Below are 20750 nucleotides of genomic sequence, written 5' to 3' on the forward strand. Positions count from 1 at the left end.
TACTAAGTCCACCCTTACTTCATTTAATTTCGAAAAATTGCGAGATTTCGTTTTGTGCCTGTAGATAACTTTTATAACAATAGTTTGAATTATTGCAGTCCATAAAACCATGCTGACCTAGATATTGACTCGTATGAACAAGTGGTAATGTATCGAGTGTTTCTTTTAATACATGGACATTAAAACTTTTCTCATCACTGGGTAAAATGACGAGTGTCGGACAAGAGGGGATCACATCCAGGTATTGTCGAATGCGTGAACCATAAACGCAAACGATTCCTTGTAATGGCAATGTTGATAATCTCCAAGCTAATGTTGCACCCACGCTAAATCCGATTAACAGCACTTCGTCATAATGTGAGCTAGCCTCCAATACTTTTTCGGTTAGTTGTTCGAGGGGAGCATCAAAGCCAATTTCATTTATGAAATAATCATAAGCCTGCTGTTCTTGTTCATATGGGAATATTCTATTGTCTGAATATAAAGTAATGCACTCAACAATAGTGTTGGCGTTACTATATGACTCAGCTTGCATTTTTATAAAATTGTTGACTCCATAAATCTCATGTAATATAAATACTTTCCTTTTCATTTTGACCTCATTTTGTTTTTTCCAATAGTGTATCAAAAAGTAATCATATAGTATATTTTAGAAAATTTTAGTCTATAATTTGTTATTTTGAAATAACTATTTAACAATTGATGAATTTTCCTTACATAAAAAGTAAAAAATCCACGCAGACTTTTGTGGCTATTGATTTGACCACAGAAAGCGAGGCGGATTTTTCTATTGATATAAGTCTTTATTTTAAAGCTTTAGACATAAAACCCTTCATTTCGGTACTAAGCGTACTAAGCTCGTCAATAATTTCACTAAAGTCCTGAACAAGTTGTGCCTGTTCGTTTGTGGCGCCATTTATTTGAGTCATATTTTGCTTTAAACTCTCAAGATTATGATTGATGCTTCGAAGAGAGGATTCGATGTTATCGGTAGCAGTAGATGTTTCGGTAGAAAGCTTGCGAACTTCTTGTGCTACTATATTAAATCCAGCACCATGTTGGCCTGCTCGTGCCGCCTCAATCGATGCATTTAATCCGAGGAGATTTGTTTGACGAGAAATATTTTTTATTAAATCGGTAATACCATTTGTTTTTTCTGCGTCCTCTAAAGCGAATTGGGTCTGTTTATTAATTTCCTCACTAGTTGCGGCTAGCTCCTCCGAATGAGAGGCAATTGTATGTAATTTATCCTGCAGGTTTTGGATAATGTCATTCATAGTAACAATATATTTCTCCATTTGTAGAGAATCGTCAATAGGTATTCCAAAGGCTAGCGCGCCTACGATTTGCCCATTTTCGCGAACAGGAAAAGAAAATGCATTAAATTCCACTCCATAAAATTCTTTTGGTACAGGTTCATCAGTACTTTTGCCTTTAAGTGGGAGATGTAAAATTGCATCACCTGGGAGAATTTTTTGTCCAATTTTATAACCAGAATCTATCCGTTTCCCAGGTAAATAAGCAATAATACTCTCACTCTCTTTATCTACTAATCCAATCATGGACTCGCCTTTCATAGCTAAATGAATGTAAGGTAATGACGCTGATAATGCTTCAATAATATTCATAGTAACCTCCTCAGTATATGTAAGCTTTGTAATAATCTCGTTTTTTGCAAAAACGTAATTTCTGGAAAGTAATGCTTCTTTAATTGTATGAAAAAAAGAAAAGGATAAAAAGACTATCTTAATACCATAATCCTTTTAAATTGTACGAAATTAAGGTTTTATAATTAATTTGCTTGAAAGGGATTGGATTTAAAAAAACAATATTGCAGGTTATTAAAAGAGTCAAGTAAATCATCTAACCATTCGCAAATGAATTAAGCAGCACCTGATGGAAATAATAAAGTAAAAACTTTGCAAATGTTGTGGCGTTTAAAATGAGCGGGATTTCTGTATGAAGGAAATAAATCATGATGCTGATGTATGATTTTATTACTATAAATTAGAGTGACATGCTAGAGGATACATGCTCTTGGAGAAGCGGCTCAGCGGACGCCCCCAGGAAAGCAGCAGCCGGAACGGAAATCAATCTCTCGATTTGCAAAAGAGCGTCCTTCATTTTTTTAAATAAATAAGTACCTAATGCAAAAAACTTCATTAAATATTTATATTTTCTTTCGCAAAGCTTAACATAGCTTTCTCTTTTTTGGACAACCTAAACTAGAAATAATAGCATGAGGTGATGATCATGAAAATAGAAAGGTCGTCCGAATGGGAAGAAGGCTTTATCAATAAACTAAATCATCTTGAAAAGTGGGATAGCTGGACATTGTACAAGATGAATTATGACATTGTGAAAATGAAGTTAATTACTGATTTCACAGGTTTACAGGCGACAAAGTATTTACCGAATTTAAAGCCACTTACACACCAGTTGGAAGCGGCAGAAACAGTCATTGAACGTATGAATGGAAAGGCGATTCTAGCTGATGAGGTAGGTCTTGGTAAAACAATTGAAGCAGGTTTAATTTTAAAAGAATATCTGATTCGAGGACTCGTTAAAAGAGCGTTAATATTAGCTCCAGCATCTCTTATTAATCAGTGGATTGAAGAATTAAATATTAAATTCCACATTCCAGCAATAGCTTATAAAAAAAATGTGTCGATTGAGCGCTATGATGTCCTTATTATGAGTATGGATACAGCGAAGAAGAGTCCTCACAAAGAGCGCATTTATGAGCAGAATTACGACATGATTATTATCGATGAGGCACATAAACTAAAAAATCATAAAACCCAAATTTATGAATTTGTACAAGGCTTAAAGAAAAAGTTTTGTTTATTATTAACGGCAACACCGATTCAAAACGATGTTTTTGAATTATTTTATCTTATTTCTTTACTTAAGCCTGGTCATCTTGGCAATTATGATACATTTCAATCTGCATTTTCGGCAAGCAAGCATGATTTAGAGCATAATGATTATTTAAAGGAATTAGTGAATCAGGTGATGGTGAGGAATAGGAGGGAGGACACGGGCATTGAGTGGACAAATCGCCGTGTTCAAATTGTCCCTATTCGATTTACGAAGGAAGAAGAGGAAGTTTATAATCTGCTCGGAACGCTTCAAAATACAGGCTCTTTTTCAATGATTACATTGCAGAAGGAAATGTGTAGTAGTAAAGAGGCAACAGCCTTGACGTTATCTAAAATGCTTGAAGACAATGCACAATCACAAGAAATTGAAGATATACTAGCAAAATTAATGGCATTAGAAGTGAATTCAAAGGCGAAAAAGACACTAGAAATAGTCGAACAGGCCAAGGATAAAGTGATTATTTTTACAGAGTATAGAGCTACTCAAATTTATTTACAATGGTATTTACATTCTAACGGTATTACGAGTGTCCTGTTCAACGGTAAATATAATAAAAGCAAACGTGATTATATGAAGCATCTTTTTAAGGAAAGGGCGCAGGTTCTAATCGCAACAGAGGCAGGCGGTGAGGGGATTAACCTTCAATTTTGTCATCATGTCATTAACTATGATTTGCCCTGGAACCCTATGAAGCTAGAGCAACGGATTGGTCGTGTGCATCGTTTAGGGCAAGAGCATGATGTTCATATTTATAATCTCGCTATAGCCAATACAATTGAAGAGAATATATTAGCATTACTTCATACGAAAATTGATGTTTTCGAAAAGGTAGTCGGCGACTTAGATGCGATTCTATCTAACTTTAAAGAATCTGTATAGTGTAAGGGAGAAGGACTATGTATCCACAGCAAGTTCATAGTTATTTACGAGAATTTTTTAATGAAAATGATTGCCCTATTTTAAGGGAAGATCAGCATTATCTCACGGTACAATTAACAGTTGATATTGATAAAAGAATAATGAATCGCCCTTTTTATTGGCAATACGTAGAAGCAACAAATACTGAGGCAAATCCAGCCCAAGTAACTTTCATTACAGATCAAACGGCATCAGCTGGGAGCCTTTATGGCGAAGCTATTCATTTCGGTTCTCCGAGAATGAACCAGCTTTTTCAAGCAACAAGGGAGCTAGGAGCTTATGTTCAGCTTTTTGAGAAGGTGGATACCGCAATAGGGCAAGTTATCCTTACGCCATGGTTAGGTGTTAATTTTAAAGTGTCATATTGCTGCGACCAAACGAAAGAAATGCTTTATTCATTGGGTATAAACTTGCTAACTGGGGTCATAAAAGAGGATTTTCAAGAAACGATATGTACATCCGATTTTGACACTGTTCCAGCAGATAATGCTTTTCATGTTCAATTTATTATAAAGCCCCTTAGAGCACTTGAAAGATTAAATGCTACTATTGAAAAAATAATTGAACAAGATGATCATTCATGGGCTACTGAAGCTAAAAAACGATGGCAACGTGATCAGCGGGTACTCGATTATTTTTATGAAGAGGAAGATGACAAACCCGAATGTTATGATGTTGAAAAGAAGGCATTAGAGGAACAATACGATACAAAAATTAAAATAGAAATTATTAGTGGTGGAATATTTTATCTTTATTAAACAAGGAGCTGTCCTATTAGAAGGGACAGCTCCTTGTCATTTAATCTTCTTCAAAAATACTTTGTAGTTGCGCCAACTTATTATCCCAAAACAAATCAAAGTACTGTAGCCAGTCTTCAATCTCTTTTAGTTTTTCGGCATGTAATGTGTATATTTTTTCTCGTCCCTTTTTTTGGGCAGAGACTAGCTCAGCTTGTTCTAAAATTTTTAAATGCTTCACGACAGCAGTTCGGCTAATAGAAAAATTTTCAGAAATAAGTGAGATCGGTTTATCACTTGAGGCAAGTAGCTGTAGGACATGACGTCTTGTTGGATCAGCGATTGCTTGAAAAACATCATGCTTTACAGCAAGCGGTGTCATTGTGATTCTACAACTTCTTTTAATTTTTTGCCGATAAGCATTGTCCAGCCGCCATCCATAGTTGTACGAATAGCTTCAGCAGGCATGTTAGTTTTAGGAATGATATGTGAAGCTTCTTTCCAGCCACCATGAGTTAATGTAAACTCTGTTTGCTCACCAATTTCTTTCAGTTCAAAAGTGACAAACCATCCATCTGTATCCCATGCAAAACGAACAAAATGTGGAGCATCTACTTGTTCTACTCGACATGGTGAAGGGCCAAACGGTGATTGTATTGTAAATTCATGCCCTTCAACGGGCTTAAAATTGTTTGGCATAAGCCAAGAAGCAATCTTTTCAGCGTCTGTTACTGTTTCCCACACTTTTTCAATCGGTGCATTGAGTGTAACTGTTTTAACAATGTTCTCTAGTTTTTCAGTCATTTAAAATGAACTCCTTTATAAAAAAATGTAACCATAAGGTGTTATGAATATATAACACCTTATGGTTGCATGTCAATTATAATTACTTTGGATAAATTTTCACATCACGTCTTTTGGTGTAGTTGTACATATGTTAAAATTATTTTTATAATTTTCTGATTAAAAGGGAGGGTATTAAAGTGGTGAACATATCTGTCTTTTTATTAATGTGTATTTTATTAATTATTTTGCCTGGTCCGGATACGGCGATTGCAACAAAAAATACACTTACCGTAAGTAGAAAAGGGGGCTTACAGACTTTACTTGGTTCGTGCTGTGGATTATTGATTCATACATTTGCAGCAGTTATTGGACTTTCCGCGATTATTGTAAAGTCAGCATATGTATTTGCCATTTTAAAATACGTCGGAGCGGTCTATTTATGTTACTTAGGTATTAAAACTTTATGGGCATTACGAACAATACGTACGCAGCCTCCTGTTGTGCAAGATGAGGCCCAAATTGATCATAAATATTCGCAGCAATCATGCTTTAAGCAAGGCTTTTTAACGAACGTAACAAACCCGAAGGTGGCTGTATTTTTTCTCACATTTTTACCTCAGTTTGTAGATGGCAAGAGCGGTACATTTATACCGTTTCTTATGATGGGACTTATTTATACGGCGTTAACAGGATTTTGGTTTGTGTTTTATGTTTACTTATTGGATAAAATTAGCGCATTTATGAAAAAGCCAAGGACGAAAGCTGTAATCGAAGGATTGACAGGTGCAGTGTTAATTGGCTTTGGCATTAAATTGGCATTAGAAAAAGCCCATTAAGGGCTTTTTTTGCGGCTAAATTTTTGGGGAAAATTTATTTTAGTAGTAGGGATCACTTTCTAAAAATAAAAACTTCACGGATAAATATCCCGTGAAGTACTTTATATCCAGCTAGAAGAACAAGAAGCCAATGCTAATAATAATGCCGGTGAAGATTAAAATGAATAAACAGAAGCCCATTATATCTCTAGCCTTTAAGCCAGCAATTGCAAGGGCTGGTAGTGCCCAGAACGGCTGAATCATATTCGTCCAAGCGTCACCCCACGCGATTGCCATGGCAGTTTTAGCATAGTCGGCACCTAAAGTGGTTGCAGCGTCTAGCATAATAGGAGCTTGTACCGCCCATTGCCCACCGCCTGATGGTATAAAGAAGTTAACAAGTCCTGCAGAGTAAAATGTAAACAAATAGAAGGTATGTTCATTAGAAATATTGACGAACCATTCTGAGAATACAGCAGCTAAACCAGAAGCGGTCATCATACCCATAATCCCTGCATAAAACGGAAATTGAAAAACGATGCCTGTTGTTGTTTTAATAGCATCTTGTGCAGCAGCAAGGAAACGCTGTGGTGTCCCGTGGAAAATGATCCCTAACACAATAAAAATCGTATTGATCACATTTAAATCAAGAACAAAGCCTTTCGTCATAAAATGATGTACTAAAAATACGAGTCCAATAATAGCAATTAAAATCGTTAAAATATAACTTCTTTCAGAGCGGCTAGCAAAGTTATTTACAGGTTTAGGCAACGCTGTTTTTTCCTCTACTAATAAAGTAGGGTCAACCTCAACCGAGTCTTCTTCTTTTGGCATCATCCAACGATTAAAGAAAGGTAAAGTGAAAACGATCACAATAACTATAAATAAGTTATACGTTGAAAATAATGTAATGTTTGTTGGGATGATCCCCATAATATCCGCAAACTTATGACCTTCAGTAGCTATGGATAACGGAATTGAGCCAGCTAATCCACCGTGCCAAATAACAAAGCCTGAATAGGCACTAGCAATTAATAAACGATAATCAACTTTTTTAACATGCCGAGCAATTTCCTTTGCAAATAGGGCACCAATGACAAGTCCGAAACCCCAGTTAATCCAGCAAGCGATTAGCGATACAAATGTAACAATAATAATGGCCATACCGGGTGTTTTTATTTTACTTGCAATGGCTGCTAATCCTTTTTTAAAAACGGGACTATTCGCTAAAATATGGCCTGCAGCTAAGACAATCACCATTTGCATTGTAAATTCTAGTAAACTCCAAAAACTACCTCCCCAATATGTCACCATATCGAGTGGAGAAGCATCTGTTAATGCAACCCCTAATAATAACGTTAATACTGTGAGTATAGTGACAAAAATGTATGGATCAGGTAAATATTTTTCCATGATAGCATTTGAAATTCTTGTTAACGTTTTCATGTTTGAAATCCCCTTTCCTTTTCTGCCATCCCTTATGGCTAATTGTACATAGGGAAATGAATAAAGAAAGATAAATCGGTAATCAAGCACAATAAAATGAACGTAATGTAGAAATAAACGGATGATTACTATTGCGGAATATAACTGTGATTAAAATCATAACTAAGCCTTATGGCTATTATGTTTGGTCCACGTGTTTTTAAGAAGAAGGATAAGTAGAAAATGAGGAGAATCTATTACTAAATAGAGAGTTTTGGAATATTTTTTATAACAAATTAGAATAAATGGAGGGGTATCTATATGGAGTTGCGGGATTTAAAAGCTTTTATGACCGTTGTTGAACATGGGAGTTTTTCAAAGGCAGCTAATGAATGCTTTATGTCACAGCCTTCATTAAGCAAAAGCATTAAAAAGTTGGAGAATGCTCTTCATGTAGAGTTGTTAAACCGATCTACACGTAATATAGAATTAACAGACGCTGGTAGTATTGTTTATAAACAAGGACAAAAAATAATACGTTCTGTACACGATTTACATATATTATTGGATGATTTATCGAACATCAAAACAGGTACGATTAAATTAGGAATTCCGCCACTAATTGGCACACTATTTTTCCCTGAAATTGCTCGAAAGTTTCATAAGCAATATCCTAAGGTGCATTTAGAGCTTGTGGAACGGGGAGCTAAAATGATCGGAACGTTAGTAGAAAATGGCGATGTTGATATGGGAATTGTCGTTATACCTACTGATGAAAGGAAATTTTCTGTCCAATCATTTGTGGAAGATCAATTTTTTGTCTTTATCAATGAGTCCCATCCACTAGCTCAGCAAGAACATATTCGATTACAAGATTTAAAAAATGAAACATTCATTATCTTTACAGAGGAATTCACATTACATGATTATGTTATTAAATCATGTAAAAGCGTAGGATTTACACCAGTAGTCGGCTATAAAAGCTCGCAATGGGATTTGATAGTGGAGCTAGTATCCTCGAACCTAGGGGTGACTCTTTTACCATATTCAATTGCCGCAAAGCAGACGAACAGGAATGTCAAAATTATACCGTTACTTAATTTTGACATGCCATGGCGTTTAGGCGTTATTACGAAGAAAAATACTTATCAATCCTTTGCATTAAAGCAACTACTCCATACAATACGTTCTGAAAATTGATTTATGCACTTTTAGAATAAATAGTATTCTAATTTATTCCTTTACTTATAAAACGGTAGTAAGGTAGAATTTTTCTTAATAAACGAGAAATTTTAGGGGGTTTCGATATGGGGAAGGGGAAAGTGTGGAATTCGTTTGAGGAGGCCGTCGCCGACATTAAAGATGGAGATACGTTAGCAGTAGGGGGTTTCGGGCTATGTGGAATCCCTGAAAAATCTATTGCATCGCTAGTTCAAAGGGGAACAAAGGACTTAACGGTCATAAGCAATAACTGCGGTGTGGATGATTGGGGTTTAGGTCTTTTATTAGCAAATAAACAAATCAAAAAAATGATTGCATCCTATGTAGGTGAAAATAAAATTTTTGAGCAGCAATTTTTAAGCGGGGAGCTTGAGGTAGAATTGACACCACAAGGTACGTTAGCGGAGCGCATGCGAGCTGGTGGAGCTGGGATTCCGGGTTTTTACACAGCTACTGGAGTCGGAACACCCATCGCTGAGGGGAAAGAAGTAAAGGTTTTTGATGGCAAGGAATATATTTTAGAAAAAGGTATTGTCGCCGACTTTGCACTAGTCAAAGCATGGAAGGCGGACAAGCTAGGCAATTTAGTTTTTAGAAAAACATCACGTAACTTCAATCCACTAGCTGCAATGGCAGGAAAAATTACGATTGCAGAAGTAGAGGAAATTGTTGAAGTTGGAGAGCTAGATCCAGATCATATTCATACACCTGGTGTGTTCGTGCAGCGGGTTTTACTAGGTGGTAATTATGAGAAGCGTATTGAGCGTTTGATGATAAAAAAGGGGGATGCGTAAATGGCTGATACAAGACAAAGAATAGTGAATAGAGCAGTAAAAGAAATACAAAATGGCATGAACGTCAATTTAGGTATTGGTATTCCAACGCTAGTGGCCAATGCAATCCCGTCTGACTATGACGTCCTTTTACAATCAGAAAACGGGCTTCTTGGCATTGGTCCATACCCGGCAGAAGACGTGGTCGATCCTGATTTAATTAATGCAGGTAAAGAAACGGTCACTGCAGTTCCAGGTGCCTCTTTCTTCGACAGTGCCGAATCATTTGCCATGATTCGTGGAGGCCATATCGATCTGGCTATTTTAGGTGGCATGGAAGTATCTGAAACGGGGGACCTTGCGAACTGGATGATTCCAGGGAAAATGGTGAAAGGTATGGGAGGTGCCATGGACCTTGTAGTCGGGGCGAAAAGAGTAGTCGTCGTGATGGAGCATGTCAATAAAAACGGTGAGTCAAAAATAAAAAAGCAATGCGAGCTACCTTTAACCGGAAAGGGCGTTGTGCATAGATTAATTACAGATTTGGCTGTTTTCGATTTTACAGATGAAGGGATGCAGCTTATAGAATTAGCAGAGGGTGTCACGGTAGAGGAAGTAAAAGAGAAGACCGCTGCTTCTTTTAGTGTTGCTTTAACAGTATAAATTAAATGAAACCAGTTCTTTTGATAGAGCTGGTTATTTTTATTAGGAGTAGCAACAAATGAATATACATGAATTAAAGTACGATATTATAAAGCAATTTAGCAAGAGCTCTGTTAAAGATAGACCATTCATTGTAGCGATTGATGGATTAGGTGGTGCAGGCAAGTCCACTGTAGCTAACAAACTAGCGAAGGAGCTACAATCGATTTGTGCTGTAGAATTAATCCATATAGATAATCATATCGTAGAAAGCAGTAAACGTTATAATACTGGCCACGCAGAATGGTATGAATACTATTATTTACAATGGGATGTTGAATTGATTAAAAATAATATGTTGTTACCCTTACATAAAAACAAGTTCCAATTCCGACTCCCATTTTATAATCAATCAGCAGATACCGTTAACAATAGAAGAATAAAATTAGGAACGAATAGTATTCTTGTGATCGAGGGAGTATTCCTTTTGAGGCATGAATGGAATAACTTTTATGATTATCGTTTATTTCTAGATATCCCTCGAACAGTTCGAAAGGAAAGAGTATTACAAAGGGATTCCTATATTGGAGATTTTCAAGAACGGCTAAATAAGTATCAAAGAAGATATTGGCCAGCTGAGGAGTATTATTTAGAAAAAGAAAATCCGTTAGCAGCTGCAGATAAAATTTGTGATTTTTTAAAGTAGAAATGTCGCTTCACGGGTATTTACATGGATTTCGCGGGTATTTCGGACGAGTATGAACGATTCTTTTGATTTTTCAGACTATTGGCTGTTCTCTAGCTCTATTTTTCCGTTATACAATGATGGTAAAGGAGGGAATTAACTATGAGACAACAATGGTCAGATGATTTTCAGGTGGCACAGGTACGTGTAGCAAGACCGACTGATAAAATAAAGGAAATTGAAGAATTTTATTGCGAAGGCGTGGGGTTAGAAAAAATAGGCTCTTTTTCAGGGCATCGAGGCTACACTGGTATCATGATTGGTCTTCCGAATGCCAGCTATCATTTAGAATTTATAGAGCATATTGAAGGAAGTCCTTGCCCAGCACCAACAAAGGATAATTTGCTCGTACTATATATTCCAAAGCGTTCAACTATACAGCGTATTGCCGAACGCTTATTGCAAATGGGCTATCCTGAGGTGGAGCCAGAAAATACATATTGGGCTGAAAAAGGCGTCACAATTGAAGATCCCGAAGGCTGGCGTCTAGTATTAATGAACACAGAGGGGATTTAAATTCTTTTCAGCAGAATGTTTTAAGTACCGAAAGCATAGCGGGAGGTTCTATCTTTTATACCCTGTGTGGTATTAAAATGCGACCTTTAATAGGGAAGGGGAGAAAAGGTATTCTATAGGAAAATTATTACAAAAACATTTGTTTTAAGCAATTAAAAAGATACCCCTTCGTGTATACGCGAGGGGGTATCTTGTCATTGAAATGCTCTAATGTCCTAAAGTAGCCTCTTGATGATAATGAGTAGCAGTAGATTCAATATCTAGCTGGGTATAATTTGCCCAATTAACCTTTTTAAAATCTTCCTCACTAAAGTAAATATTTAATAGTTCATTCATAGATTTGTCCCCATTTGGTTCTGTTAACGGAGCAGACCAACTAATAGCTGGAGTTTTAACACTAGGTAGCTTAGACAGCTCTGCAAATATTTTAGTGGAATCCTTTAACATTTGATTTTTCATACCTTTTTTCACATCAGTATCCTGAATAGAGATTGATACGGTACCATTCTTTTCTTCCACAGTGAATTTATTTTTAACGATAGCTCCCACTATATCTTCAACTGAAGTATTTTTATCGACAGCAACTTCCTTTGGAGCAGTATTTTTCCCGCAAGCTGATAATAAAAGTGTGGCTAGTAAAAATAAATAAAATAACTTTTTCAATGTAATAACCTCCCTTGTTACTACCATATATGCGCAAAATGGAGGAGAATTATACAAAAAGAAGATAGCTTTTTTCAAGATTAACATGGAGTTACATCCTCGTTTTAAGTGCGGTTCTCGATAAAGACCAGAAATAACAATAGGAGGTATTCAAAAATGAACTTTTCAGAGTTTAAAAACTGTCTTTTGACAATAAGTGAAATAATTTATTTTGATAACAATGAGTATCTTCGTGAAAAAACATCTAATCCGATTAAATTAAAAGAAATGATAGACATTGCTGAAAATTTACTTACAAATACAAAGAGTGAAGATGAGAAATACTTTCTAATGGGAACACTGGGGAACTTATATAGAATTTATGGAGAACCGCAAAAAGCCATTATTATTTTATCGGAATGCATTAGAATTGCCTGCGATCAGAAAGATAGCAATCGAGAAATCGTGTCATTAATACGCCTAGGGGAGGCAATTAAATATAACGGTAATCCAATAGAAGCATTAGAAATCTTCAACGGTGTTTTAGATAAATGTGAGGCAGACAATAATTTGTTATATGTGGACTTTGCCATGCAACATAGAGGAAAGTGTTTATTAGAATTAGGGAAAATTGCAGAGGCAGAAAAATGCTTTGAAGGAGCATTAAAGTTAAGAGAGCATAAAGGGGATGTATTACTTATTGAATCTACCCGACAAGCATTGAATTTTATAAAATAAAACGAAACACATTTTTATGTAAAAGGATTTATGGGGGGCAATTTATCCTTATAAGTTCATTTAAATCAGTATAATTTGAATACAGCTTACAAAAACTTGTAGTAAACGGAGACCGTCATTTATGATGGTCTTTTTTTATACGATAATCTTGTAAGCGTATACACTTTTAGCGGAGTTTTTTTCTTTTAACTATTGAATTGCTAGTGAAAACAATGTATAGTGAAGTGATTTGTCTGACGTCTGACTGTCTACATATTTTCAGTTTTAAAATATAAAGCTGTTATTCAAGTTTCAATAATGGAACATAATGAGTGAAAGAAGGATTTGTAGTTTCGGATATCGAACGCGCAAAAATTATTAATATAATTTATGGAGGAACTCATGAGATACTTAATATCCATTTGTGGATTGCTACTTGTTTTTGGTTTAGCTCTGTTAATGAGTAAAAACAAAAAAGAAATAAAATATAAAAACATAATTATTATGTTGATTATCCAATTTTTATTTGCAGCATTACTGCTAAATACAAAGTTTGGTTATGTTCTAATCAAAGGATTTACAAATGTATTTGATCATTTATTGTCTTACGCAAGTACGGGCATAACTTTTGTTTTTGGTGGTTTAGCGAATGAAGGGGAGTATTCCTTCTTCATAAATGTGTTATTACCAATTGTATTTATATCTGCATTGATAGGGATCTTACAGCATTTTAAAATTCTTCCTTTCATTATGAAATGGATAGGTTTACTTTTAAGTAAAGTAAATGGCATGGGGAAATTGGAATCATATAATGCTGTTGCGTCTGCAATGGTAGGTCAATCTGAAGTATTCATTACTGTAAAAAAACAATTAGATAAAATTAGTCCACAGCGAATGTATACATTATGCGCATCTGCAATGTCGACTGTTTCTATGTCGGTTGTTGGCGCATATATGACAATGATTGAACCAAAATATGTTGTAACAGCGATTGTGTTGAACTTGTTTGGCGGATTTATTATTGTTGCAATCATTAATCCGTATACAGTAGAAGAAAACGAAGATATTTTAAAAATTGAAGATGAGCAAAAGCAAACTTTCTTCCAAATGCTTGGAGAATATATCATGGATGGCTTTAAAGTAGCTATCATTGTAGGAGCTATGCTGATCGGTTTCGTAGCATTAATGGATTTAATCAATTCACTATTTGATATGATTTTAGGTATATCTTTCCAAGATATTTTAGGTTATATCTTTGCACCAATTGCTTTCCTAATGGGTGTACCTTGGGCAGAGGCTATTACTGCCGGAGGAATTATGGCAACTAAATTAGTAACGAATGAATTTGTTGCGATGAAAAGCCTTGGAGAAGCAACGAAGTCTATGAGTGCACATACAGTAGGTATTATTTCGGTCTTCCTTGTATCCTTTGCAAACTTTGCATCTATCGGTATTATTGCTGGAGCGGTAAAAGGTTTGAATGTAAGACAAGGGGATATAGTTGCTCGTTTTGGTTTAAAGTTGTTGTATGGAGCAACGCTCGTTAGTATTTTAACGGCTACAATTGTAGGTTTCATAATTTAATAAAAGTTGAACTGCACTCCAATGGATAGACACATCACACATCTATTGGGGGGCAGTTTTTTTATGATTAAAGTGCGTGGTTATTGCAATCATGGATGGCTAAATCGGTCCAACAACGTGAGGTGTTTTAACTTCTGCCATATAAAAAAGCCACTTTAAAGTGACTTAGAAAACTACAAAGACCACCGTCGTTAAGATAGTCATTTTGTTAAAGTAGTAGTGGAACCTTTTCGAACAAAGTGAATAAAAATGAGTAGTATTAATTGAAATAGTACAACAAATAAAAATACAATACCCAAAATAATGAAAGCTATCATTTTAAGTTCAGGAGTTTGAACTACCCCTGCAGAATCAACTGTTCTTAATCCAACAAATAATGCCCCAGCAGCAAAAATGAATAACCATACAATATTTAGGGCCCACCATATTTTCGTACCCAAAATAAATATCTCCTTTCTATTCTAAAGTCGAACGAAGACCAATAATCATTCTAAAATCAATACGCTGATTAATAAAAGGACTTTTGTTGATAAAATGCTCCGACTAATATTTTTCCTTCAATAGTGTAATTGTAACATTTTTACTTTTTATAGGAAATAAACTTTAGGTGGTGCAATCTCTCAGCCTTAAGATTAATTTCCTTATAATTCACAAAGATGATTAATTAATTAAATGAACAAAAACAAATAACCAATATCAGTCATGTTGATAAAAAAATCACCCTCCAATTAATTATGAAGGATGATTTGTTCAAAAGCCTTGTGGCTGTATGATTAAATAAAAAAAGCCGTGTATGGTCTATGTATTCTTTGATGTAAGTAAATTAAAATCGAAGTACAGATATAAAAGAAGAAACGGCATAAATTATTATACCAATACCGAAAAACATCAACTTCTTATTGATCTTTCTCAAATCACCCGATTCTTTTTTCATCGCTTTGTAAAACTTTATCGTCATAAACGTACCGCCCATCAATAACACAGCGCAACCGATAGATGGAACGATGTCCAATCCTACGCTCTTACCCATTTCGATGGCCGCCACCGCTATAAAGTATATAAAGGCTGCAAACAAATAAAGAGCCTTTTCCTTCCTCTCTAATTTTCTACTTTTCTTTTTCTCCACTTTATACAAATGCTTCAAATCTTCTTGGGACACATACTGCGCAACGATGGCTTCTATTTGCTTCGCATATTGTTTTTGAACGTTGACCGTATAAAAAGCTTCGTATTCTTTAGACGATCGCTTTAAAATATCTTTGAATCCTATTTCAAACGGAATGTTACTTTTTTCTATGTGTTCGATAATTGCCAGGACAGTATCTTCTGAATGTCCGATTAATATTTTCTTTTTAAACAAACTAGCACCTCTACGAAATAAGTTAAAATACGCTTAATTATACTATTTCATTTGGCCCATTTTGTAATCCAAAATAATACATACTCTTTTAAACATCTGAACCTCAATCTATAATGCTTCCAACAAATTCCCCATAAAAAAATCTCCCATAGTTTTCACTATGAGAGATACTTCAAAGCCATGTGGCTATATGATTAAATTAAAAAGCCGCGTATGCCGTAGTTATTATAGAAAGTTTTAAACCACCACTCCTCAAAGTGGGTGTTCGCAGAAGCTTTCCTGCTTATCCTCATGCACCATGGTGTGAGGCCCGTCATTCCAACTCCAATAATAAAACTCCCTTTTACAGCTTAAAGGTTAAAACTTAATATTGTACGAACAATGCAGCCTTTAAGGATATAATAAGGCATGTTAAAAGAACTTGCAAGTAAGATGGTTTGTACAAAAAAGTCAATGGGCGAGTGTCCCAATTCAAATGTTTTCAAAATGAAATATCTCCAAAAACATGGAACCGATTCATACTTTATTCACAAATACGAACGAAAAATACGAACAGCCTTTACTTAGCAGGGCCGAGTATGTAAGATAAAGGGGCATATATAGGGTTTACCTAGAAAAAAAGTATAGGGAGGAAGCAGAAATGGCAGCTTATCCAAATTGTCCGAAATGTAATTCTGAATACACATATGAGGATGGAACAAACTTTGTATGTCCAGAATGTGCACATGAGTGGAGCACTGATGGAACGGAGCAGGAAGCAGATACGCTAATCGTAAAGGATGCTAATGGCAATCTACTTGCGGACGGCGATTCTGTTACAGTTATAAAGGATTTAAAAGTTAAAGGTAGTTCTTCAACATTAAAAATCGGGACAAAGGTGAAGAGCATTCGTCTCGTTGAAGGCGATCACAATATTGATTGTAAAATCGATGGCTTTGGTGCAATGAAATTAAAGTCAGAGTTCGTTAAAAAAGCATAATTACTGTAAAAAGAGTCGTGAAATGAATCGCTCCAACTTGATGTTGGAAGGCCATTCTAAATCGGCTCTTTTTTATTTTATTCAGCGGATGTCTAGACGCCTACTGAATAAAAATAAGGCCCGGACGCAATTACGCCAAGGTAAAATTTATTTTAACAAAAATTAGTAATTACTGTAACATTTAGAAAAGATATGCGTTTTACTTGTGAAAAAACGAAATGAGGGAGATGGCATGGACAGACAGCGGAAAAACGAGCTAGAGCAACTTTATGAAAAATACGCGAAATCGTTATATTATTTTCTGCTGAAGATGTCTGGATCAGTACATATAGCGGAAGATTTAGTTCAAGAAACATTTGTGCGAGCCACGGTATCTTTGTCGTTTTATAAAGAAGAGGATGTGAGAGCATGGTTATTCAAAGTAGCACGGAACACGTACCTAGATGAATGGCGCAAGCAAAAGAGACGAAGGACAATTCCGTTCGCACACTTATTTTGGAAAGATGAAATGCTAAGTCCATATGGGTTACCAGAAGAGGATTTTTTAACGCAAGAAGTGGCACAAGATGTACAGGCGCTGCTGAAATTTTTGCCTGAAAATTACCGAACGATTTTATATTTACGTGAATATGAACAATTCACCTACTTAGAATTGCAGGAGGCACTAGAGCTTTCTGAGGGGCAGGTGAAAATACTTTTGCATCGTGCTCGCAAAAGGTTAGAAGAAATAGTAAAAAAGAATGGAGGTTTTCAACATGACTGAATGGTCGCAGGGGAATGAAAAAAAGATTCTAAGAAAATATCGTTTTACGTTAACATTTCGAGTGCTACGTATATTGCTAATATGCTTCGTTATTTATGCTCTCTATATAGCAGGGGTGTCCATCGTTTTTGAAAAAACGCGTCCTGATCTTAAGCATGCTTATAACTCTTTAATAGTACTTGAATGGCAACATCCAAATATTAAAGGTCAATACTCTAAGGGTTTGCCTGCAGAAATAACACCATTTCTAACACAAAAAATGAGTTATCCTCTTGAGAAACAGGTAGGAAAGGAAAAAGTAGTAGTTGGTGAAATGCGTGTTGAAAAATCAATATTAAATTCTAATTCATCTATGAGTATGAACTTAACGTCGATAAATACTTCACAACAATTTAATTTTAATTTACCAGAAGATCCTGTGACGGGAAAAGCAACCTCATCTCATCTTAACAATAATGTATGGAAGGCGTTAGAAAAGTTACCTGAGGGAGCTGTAGCGGAAATGGCATTTTCGACTTCAACATTTAAAGAGCCTAAAGATTTGGAAAAAATGCTTGCTCCGTACGATGTCCGAATCGTTTGGATGCCATTATATACAGGCGAGTTTAAATCCTTTGAACCAACCTCTTCTGACCGCATTAGTGGCACAATTACAATTAATGATAGAATCGGGCTATCAGGTGGCTTAACAGTTAGTGATGATTATTCACATATATCTGAAGCACAGGACTTTACAAGTTTGAGAGATAGCCAGCGTTGGATGCTGAAAAATATGGAAAAGCTTTTAGCTGAAAAGGAAAGCTATTACGAAGGATTTCTAGGTTTACACCATTTGCAGGAACGCTATGATTATATTAAAAAGAATGGATTTCAAGCTTATGGTGCTGTTGTAACAGGACCGGCAAAGAGGTTATTGATGCTTCGAGATCTAGAAGGTATTTCTAATGCAATGCTAGGGGATGTTGAACTTATGAATGGGTATAATTGGTGATGAAAGAAGTTGTCTCAAATACTTGAGACAACTTCTTTCTGCAAGGTGGAACATTATCTTTTAAACTTACGAAATAAAATAGCAAAAGCAGCGCCGATTAGTGCAAAAATAGTATGTAAAAGTGCTATGTAGCTAGCTCCAATCAACAGTGTACCGATTTCTGCGAATGAGTAGTAGGTGACATAGAGTGGGTTATTGATATTGTCAATAATAGCCCATACAAAAACAGGTACAGAGCTGATGGCAAAAACAATCCAAATATTTTTGTAAAAGAAATAAGTAAGACAGCCGAAAATCGCGTACGATACAACAAAGCTTGTTTGATTGCCAAGTAAGGAAGAGTTAATGGCAAACATAAAGGATAGTACGATAAAAACAAGATGGAAAAATGTTACCGTTCTTTTCATTAGTAAAGGATAGCCTAGTCCTTGCTTTGAAGTAGCGAGTTGCCGACAATGCTCACAATTAGCTAAATGGTGCTCGACAAATTGGATAGTAGTTGCTTGGAGCGCTTGTTTCTTATACAAAGGTAATAAATCCTCTACAATTGAACATTCCTGTGACAAAAGCTTCCCTCCAATCGCTCCTTTCCATTATACGACTTTTTGGAGGAAATAAAAAAAGCCTTCCGCGAGTTCATTCGTTCGGAAAACTTGTACATGCACCTATTTAATTTGATGTTAATACTTCATTTGTCAAAGCTTGAATATCAATATGTGTTTTTTCTTTCACAGCATCCTTCAGAATCTCGGTACGGAAATAGTGAACCGACGCTTCAAGAGGAATAGTTAAAATCTTGGAAAGGGCAGATTGATACATATGCACAAATTCTTTATCTGTGTTTCCGCGCTTTAACTCAGCAAAGGCTTCATAAAATTGGTCAAGCTTATCAGCAAACTCAAGTAGGCGACCTTCGATAGTTTTATCCTTACCTTCTTTCATACGCTCGAAGAAGATAGCCTGAAACTCTTGTGGGATCTCATCAATAATAAATTTCTCCATCATTTTTTCTTCCACATGTGCAAGCATTTTTTTAAGCTCTGGGCTCGCATGCTTTACTGGAGTTTTAATATCACCGATAAATACTTCAGCAAAGTCGTGATTGATGGTTTTTTCATATAATGATTTCCAATTAATTGTAGCTTCATTCATTTCCTCGAGTGTAGCAAAAAACATCGCATACTGTGACACCTTCCAAGAGTGGGCAGCCACATTGTGCTCTTCAAATTTGAAGCGTCCAGGGCATCGAATAATACGCTCTAAATCGTTTAGACTTGTAAAAAATTGATGAATACCTATAAAAATCACTCCTTTTTGTTCTATATGTGCATGTTACTATAATCCATACCCTCTTTGTGCAAATTTCAAACAATTTTACAATGATTCAATTTGCGTTTACAAAGGATTCACAATTGGCGATAAAGCTCGCTTGTGTTGAATGCTATAATGAGGGAGAAATGAATCAATTATGCGTCGGCATAATTGCGTCCGGAATCGGCTTTGTGCTAGCACAAGGAAATCCTTTTCGATTCCGTGAAAAGGGGAGTACGCAACATGATTTCAATTTATACAATTCTTCTTTACATACATATTTTAAGCGCTGTTCTTTCGATTGGGCCTTTGTTCGTTGTTCTAACAATTGTTAAGAAAATGCGTACAGCGTCTCATGTTGAAATGTCACCTTACATTGAGGCGTTTAAAGGAGCAATTACGATCGTCAAGCATTCGGGGCATGTTCTTGTTGCATCCGGTATTTTATTAATGTGGCATGCCGGCTATCATTGGAGTACCTCGTGGATTGTTCTTACATTCCTCGTGATGTTTGCCTCTATTGTTTTTTTAGCAAGAGCGTTCAAACCAACATTACAGACATTCAACACACCTGCCTATGACCAGCAAAAATTTGCTGCACTGCTACATCGCAAAGCATGGATGTACATTTTGTTATTGCTAATCATGTTATGGCTAATGGTAGCAAAACCTGTGCTTTGGTAAAGGATAAAAAATGCACCTAAGTTTTTTTAATGTTGCTGCCGCTACGTTTCACTGCGCTTTCGCACAAAAAAGATCTATTGGCTGAAGTTTCGTTTATCCCTATAATTAGAGTGATATACCAAAGGATACATGCTATGTGATGTGGTTGACTGGAGTGGAGACTGAGCGACTCCTTGGGGATTAGCAATAGAGGAACGAAGGCTAAGAACATCACATCCTGTGATAACGCCTTCGTGACCAACCTCGTGTTGGCCCGAG

The 20750-nt window shown here is 35.9% G+C and carries 24 protein-coding genes and 1 other RNA gene; 14 read left to right on the forward strand and 11 right to left on the reverse strand.

Features of this window, described 5'->3' with window-relative positions; genetic code table 11:
• Nucleotides 1-19: 19 nt before the first annotated feature.
• Nucleotides 20-592 carry a dienelactone hydrolase family protein gene (locus ACQKN4_RS19025; RefSeq protein ID WP_079563032.1) on the reverse strand — a complete coding sequence of 191 codons (573 nt, stop codon included), beginning with the start codon at nucleotides 590-592 and terminating at the stop codon, nucleotides 20-22.
• Between the two features lie 211 nt (nucleotides 593-803).
• Nucleotides 804-1628 (reverse strand): methyl-accepting chemotaxis protein, encoded by an 825-nt coding sequence (locus ACQKN4_RS19030; RefSeq protein WP_079563033.1) that lies wholly within the window; start codon nucleotides 1626-1628, stop codon nucleotides 804-806.
• A gap of 619 nt (nucleotides 1629-2247) precedes the next feature.
• On the opposite strand from ACQKN4_RS19030, the gene ACQKN4_RS19035 reads away from it, so the two are divergent.
• Nucleotides 2248-3762, forward strand: coding sequence for a DEAD/DEAH box helicase (locus tag ACQKN4_RS19035; protein WP_427484522.1), 1515 nt, complete (start codon nucleotides 2248-2250; stop codon nucleotides 3760-3762).
• Between the two features lie 17 nt (nucleotides 3763-3779).
• Nucleotides 3780-4559, forward strand: coding sequence for a YqhG family protein (locus ACQKN4_RS19040; protein ID WP_427484523.1), 780 nt, complete (start codon nucleotides 3780-3782; stop codon nucleotides 4557-4559).
• A 40-nt stretch (nucleotides 4560-4599) separates the two neighbouring features.
• Here the strand turns inward: ACQKN4_RS19040 and ACQKN4_RS19045 are convergent, their stop codons facing one another.
• Nucleotides 4600-4920 (reverse strand): ArsR/SmtB family transcription factor, encoded by a 321-nt coding sequence (locus ACQKN4_RS19045; RefSeq protein WP_079563036.1) that lies wholly within the window; start codon nucleotides 4918-4920, stop codon nucleotides 4600-4602.
• Entirely contained in the window at nucleotides 4917-5342 is a 426-nt protein-coding gene (locus tag ACQKN4_RS19050; RefSeq protein WP_427484524.1) for an SRPBCC family protein, read from the reverse strand. Before ACQKN4_RS19050 ends, ACQKN4_RS19045 begins: the two co-directional genes overlap by 4 nt.
• 206 nt (nucleotides 5343-5548) lie before the next feature.
• Between ACQKN4_RS19050 and ACQKN4_RS19055 the strand changes: the two genes are divergently transcribed.
• Complete coding sequence (locus ACQKN4_RS19055; protein ID WP_170939027.1) at nucleotides 5549-6160, forward strand: LysE family translocator; 612 nt, start codon at nucleotides 5549-5551, stop codon at nucleotides 6158-6160.
• A 111-nt stretch (nucleotides 6161-6271) separates the two neighbouring features.
• On the opposite strand, the gene ACQKN4_RS19060 is transcribed toward ACQKN4_RS19055, so the two are convergent.
• Entirely contained in the window at nucleotides 6272-7585 is a 1314-nt protein-coding gene (locus tag ACQKN4_RS19060) for a short-chain fatty acid transporter (protein ID WP_427484525.1), read from the reverse strand.
• 300 nt (nucleotides 7586-7885) lie between these two features.
• Between ACQKN4_RS19060 and ACQKN4_RS19065 the strand changes: the two genes are divergently transcribed.
• From ACQKN4_RS19065 to ACQKN4_RS19085, 5 genes are all read left to right on the forward strand, one after another.
• A complete protein-coding gene (locus ACQKN4_RS19065; protein ID WP_079563040.1) occupies nucleotides 7886-8764 on the forward strand; it encodes a LysR family transcriptional regulator in 879 nt (292 codons plus the stop codon).
• 107 nt (nucleotides 8765-8871) lie between these two features.
• Nucleotides 8872-9579, forward strand: coding sequence for a CoA transferase subunit A (locus ACQKN4_RS19070; RefSeq protein ID WP_427484526.1), 708 nt, complete (start codon nucleotides 8872-8874; stop codon nucleotides 9577-9579).
• Nucleotides 9580-10221 carry a 3-oxoacid CoA-transferase subunit B gene (locus ACQKN4_RS19075; RefSeq protein ID WP_079563042.1) on the forward strand — a complete coding sequence of 214 codons (642 nt, stop codon included), beginning with the start codon at nucleotides 9580-9582 and terminating at the stop codon, nucleotides 10219-10221.
• A 58-nt stretch (nucleotides 10222-10279) separates the two neighbouring features.
• Entirely contained in the window at nucleotides 10280-10906 is a 627-nt protein-coding gene (locus tag ACQKN4_RS19080) for a kinase (protein ID WP_427484527.1), read from the forward strand.
• Nucleotides 10907-11047: 141 nt separating this feature from the next.
• Entirely contained in the window at nucleotides 11048-11461 is a 414-nt protein-coding gene (locus ACQKN4_RS19085; protein WP_427484528.1) for a VOC family protein, read from the forward strand.
• A 207-nt stretch (nucleotides 11462-11668) separates the two neighbouring features.
• Here ACQKN4_RS19085 and ACQKN4_RS19090 read toward each other — a convergent pair whose 3' ends face one another.
• Nucleotides 11669-12124, reverse strand: a complete 456-nt coding sequence (locus tag ACQKN4_RS19090; protein WP_427484529.1) for a hypothetical protein — start codon at nucleotides 12122-12124, stop codon at nucleotides 11669-11671.
• A 156-nt stretch (nucleotides 12125-12280) separates the two neighbouring features.
• On the opposite strand from ACQKN4_RS19090, the gene ACQKN4_RS19095 reads away from it, so the two are divergent.
• Nucleotides 12281-12841 (forward strand): hypothetical protein, encoded by a 561-nt coding sequence (locus tag ACQKN4_RS19095; protein ID WP_427484530.1) that lies wholly within the window; start codon nucleotides 12281-12283, stop codon nucleotides 12839-12841.
• Nucleotides 12842-13222: 381 nt separating this feature from the next.
• The gene (locus tag ACQKN4_RS19100; protein WP_079563047.1) at nucleotides 13223-14404 is read left to right on the forward strand and encodes a NupC/NupG family nucleoside CNT transporter; all 1182 of its coding nucleotides are present in this window, start codon (nucleotides 13223-13225) and stop codon (nucleotides 14402-14404) included.
• 200 nt (nucleotides 14405-14604) lie between these two features.
• Here the strand turns inward: ACQKN4_RS19100 and ACQKN4_RS19105 are convergent, their stop codons facing one another.
• The 3 genes from ACQKN4_RS19105 to ssrS all read right to left on the reverse strand — a co-directional run bounded on the left by ACQKN4_RS19105 (nucleotide 14605) and on the right by ssrS (nucleotide 16157).
• On the reverse strand, nucleotides 14605-14844 hold the full coding sequence (locus ACQKN4_RS19105) for a DUF3923 family protein (RefSeq protein WP_079563048.1): 240 nt from the start codon (nucleotides 14842-14844) through the stop codon (nucleotides 14605-14607).
• Between the two features lie 383 nt (nucleotides 14845-15227).
• A complete protein-coding gene (locus ACQKN4_RS19110) occupies nucleotides 15228-15764 on the reverse strand; it encodes a hypothetical protein (protein ID WP_427484531.1) in 537 nt (178 codons plus the stop codon).
• A 200-nt stretch (nucleotides 15765-15964) separates the two neighbouring features.
• A non-coding RNA gene (gene ssrS, locus ACQKN4_RS19115) (6S RNA) lies at nucleotides 15965-16157 on the reverse strand.
• A 247-nt stretch (nucleotides 16158-16404) separates the two neighbouring features.
• Here ssrS and ACQKN4_RS19120 point away from each other — a divergent pair.
• From ACQKN4_RS19120 to ACQKN4_RS19130, 3 genes are all read left to right on the forward strand, one after another.
• Nucleotides 16405-16743 (forward strand): zinc ribbon domain-containing protein YjdM, encoded by a 339-nt coding sequence (locus ACQKN4_RS19120; protein ID WP_079563050.1) that lies wholly within the window; start codon nucleotides 16405-16407, stop codon nucleotides 16741-16743.
• A gap of 205 nt (nucleotides 16744-16948) precedes the next feature.
• Complete coding sequence (locus tag ACQKN4_RS19125; protein WP_427484532.1) at nucleotides 16949-17506, forward strand: sigma-70 family RNA polymerase sigma factor; 558 nt, start codon at nucleotides 16949-16951, stop codon at nucleotides 17504-17506.
• Nucleotides 17499-18497, forward strand: coding sequence for an anti sigma factor C-terminal domain-containing protein (locus tag ACQKN4_RS19130; protein WP_427484533.1), 999 nt, complete (start codon nucleotides 17499-17501; stop codon nucleotides 18495-18497). Before ACQKN4_RS19125 ends, ACQKN4_RS19130 begins: the two co-directional genes overlap by 8 nt.
• Nucleotides 18498-18550: 53 nt before the next feature.
• Here the strand turns inward: ACQKN4_RS19130 and ACQKN4_RS19135 are convergent, their stop codons facing one another.
• Nucleotides 18551-19063 (reverse strand): zf-HC2 domain-containing protein, encoded by a 513-nt coding sequence (locus ACQKN4_RS19135; protein ID WP_079563053.1) that lies wholly within the window; start codon nucleotides 19061-19063, stop codon nucleotides 18551-18553.
• A gap of 103 nt (nucleotides 19064-19166) precedes the next feature.
• Nucleotides 19167-19805 carry a YfbR-like 5'-deoxynucleotidase gene (locus tag ACQKN4_RS19140; protein ID WP_427484534.1) on the reverse strand — a complete coding sequence of 213 codons (639 nt, stop codon included), beginning with the start codon at nucleotides 19803-19805 and terminating at the stop codon, nucleotides 19167-19169.
• Between the two features lie 246 nt (nucleotides 19806-20051).
• Between ACQKN4_RS19140 and ACQKN4_RS19145 the strand changes: the two genes are divergently transcribed.
• Complete coding sequence (locus ACQKN4_RS19145) at nucleotides 20052-20492, forward strand: hypothetical protein (RefSeq protein ID WP_079563055.1); 441 nt, start codon at nucleotides 20052-20054, stop codon at nucleotides 20490-20492.
• Nucleotides 20493-20750 lie beyond the last annotated feature (258 nt).

This window comes from Lysinibacillus sp. NPDC093692, assembly GCF_050280125.1.
GTDB lineage: Bacteria > Bacillota > Bacilli > Bacillales_A > Planococcaceae > Lysinibacillus.

Bases quoted from the DNA above. Each gene is read 5' to 3' on its own strand.
- ACQKN4_RS19045 (WP_079563036.1), bottom strand. From the start codon at position 4,920: ATGACACCGCTTGCTGTAAAGCATGATGTTTTTCAAGCAATCGCTGAT.
- ACQKN4_RS19055 (WP_170939027.1), top strand. From the start codon at position 5,549: ATGTGTATTTTATTAATTATTTTGCCTGGTCCGGATACGGCGATTGCA.
- ACQKN4_RS19130 (WP_427484533.1), top strand. From the start codon at position 17,499: ATGACTGAATGGTCGCAGGGGAATGAAAAAAAGATTCTAAGAAAATAT.
- ACQKN4_RS19075 (WP_079563042.1), top strand. From the start codon at position 9,580: ATGGCTGATACAAGACAAAGAATAGTGAATAGAGCAGTAAAAGAAATA.
- ACQKN4_RS19025 (WP_079563032.1), bottom strand. From the start codon at position 592: ATGAAAAGGAAAGTATTTATATTACATGAGATTTATGGAGTCAACAAT.
- ACQKN4_RS19065 (WP_079563040.1), top strand. From the start codon at position 7,886: ATGGAGTTGCGGGATTTAAAAGCTTTTATGACCGTTGTTGAACATGGG.
- ACQKN4_RS19080 (WP_427484527.1), top strand. From the start codon at position 10,280: ATGAATATACATGAATTAAAGTACGATATTATAAAGCAATTTAGCAAG.
- ACQKN4_RS19120 (WP_079563050.1), top strand. From the start codon at position 16,405: ATGGCAGCTTATCCAAATTGTCCGAAATGTAATTCTGAATACACATAT.
- ACQKN4_RS19060 (WP_427484525.1), bottom strand. From the start codon at position 7,585: ATGAAAACGTTAACAAGAATTTCAAATGCTATCATGGAAAAATATTTA.
- ACQKN4_RS19070 (WP_427484526.1), top strand. From the start codon at position 8,872: ATGGGGAAGGGGAAAGTGTGGAATTCGTTTGAGGAGGCCGTCGCCGAC.
- ACQKN4_RS19035 (WP_427484522.1), top strand. From the start codon at position 2,248: ATGATCATGAAAATAGAAAGGTCGTCCGAATGGGAAGAAGGCTTTATC.
- ACQKN4_RS19050 (WP_427484524.1), bottom strand. From the start codon at position 5,342: ATGACTGAAAAACTAGAGAACATTGTTAAAACAGTTACACTCAATGCA.
- ACQKN4_RS19145 (WP_079563055.1), top strand. From the start codon at position 20,052: ATGATTTCAATTTATACAATTCTTCTTTACATACATATTTTAAGCGCT.
- ACQKN4_RS19085 (WP_427484528.1), top strand. From the start codon at position 11,048: ATGAGACAACAATGGTCAGATGATTTTCAGGTGGCACAGGTACGTGTA.
- ACQKN4_RS19030 (WP_079563033.1), bottom strand. From the start codon at position 1,628: ATGAATATTATTGAAGCATTATCAGCGTCATTACCTTACATTCATTTA.
- ACQKN4_RS19100 (WP_079563047.1), top strand. From the start codon at position 13,223: ATGAGATACTTAATATCCATTTGTGGATTGCTACTTGTTTTTGGTTTA.
- ACQKN4_RS19040 (WP_427484523.1), top strand. From the start codon at position 3,780: ATGTATCCACAGCAAGTTCATAGTTATTTACGAGAATTTTTTAATGAA.
- ACQKN4_RS19095 (WP_427484530.1), top strand. From the start codon at position 12,281: ATGAACTTTTCAGAGTTTAAAAACTGTCTTTTGACAATAAGTGAAATA.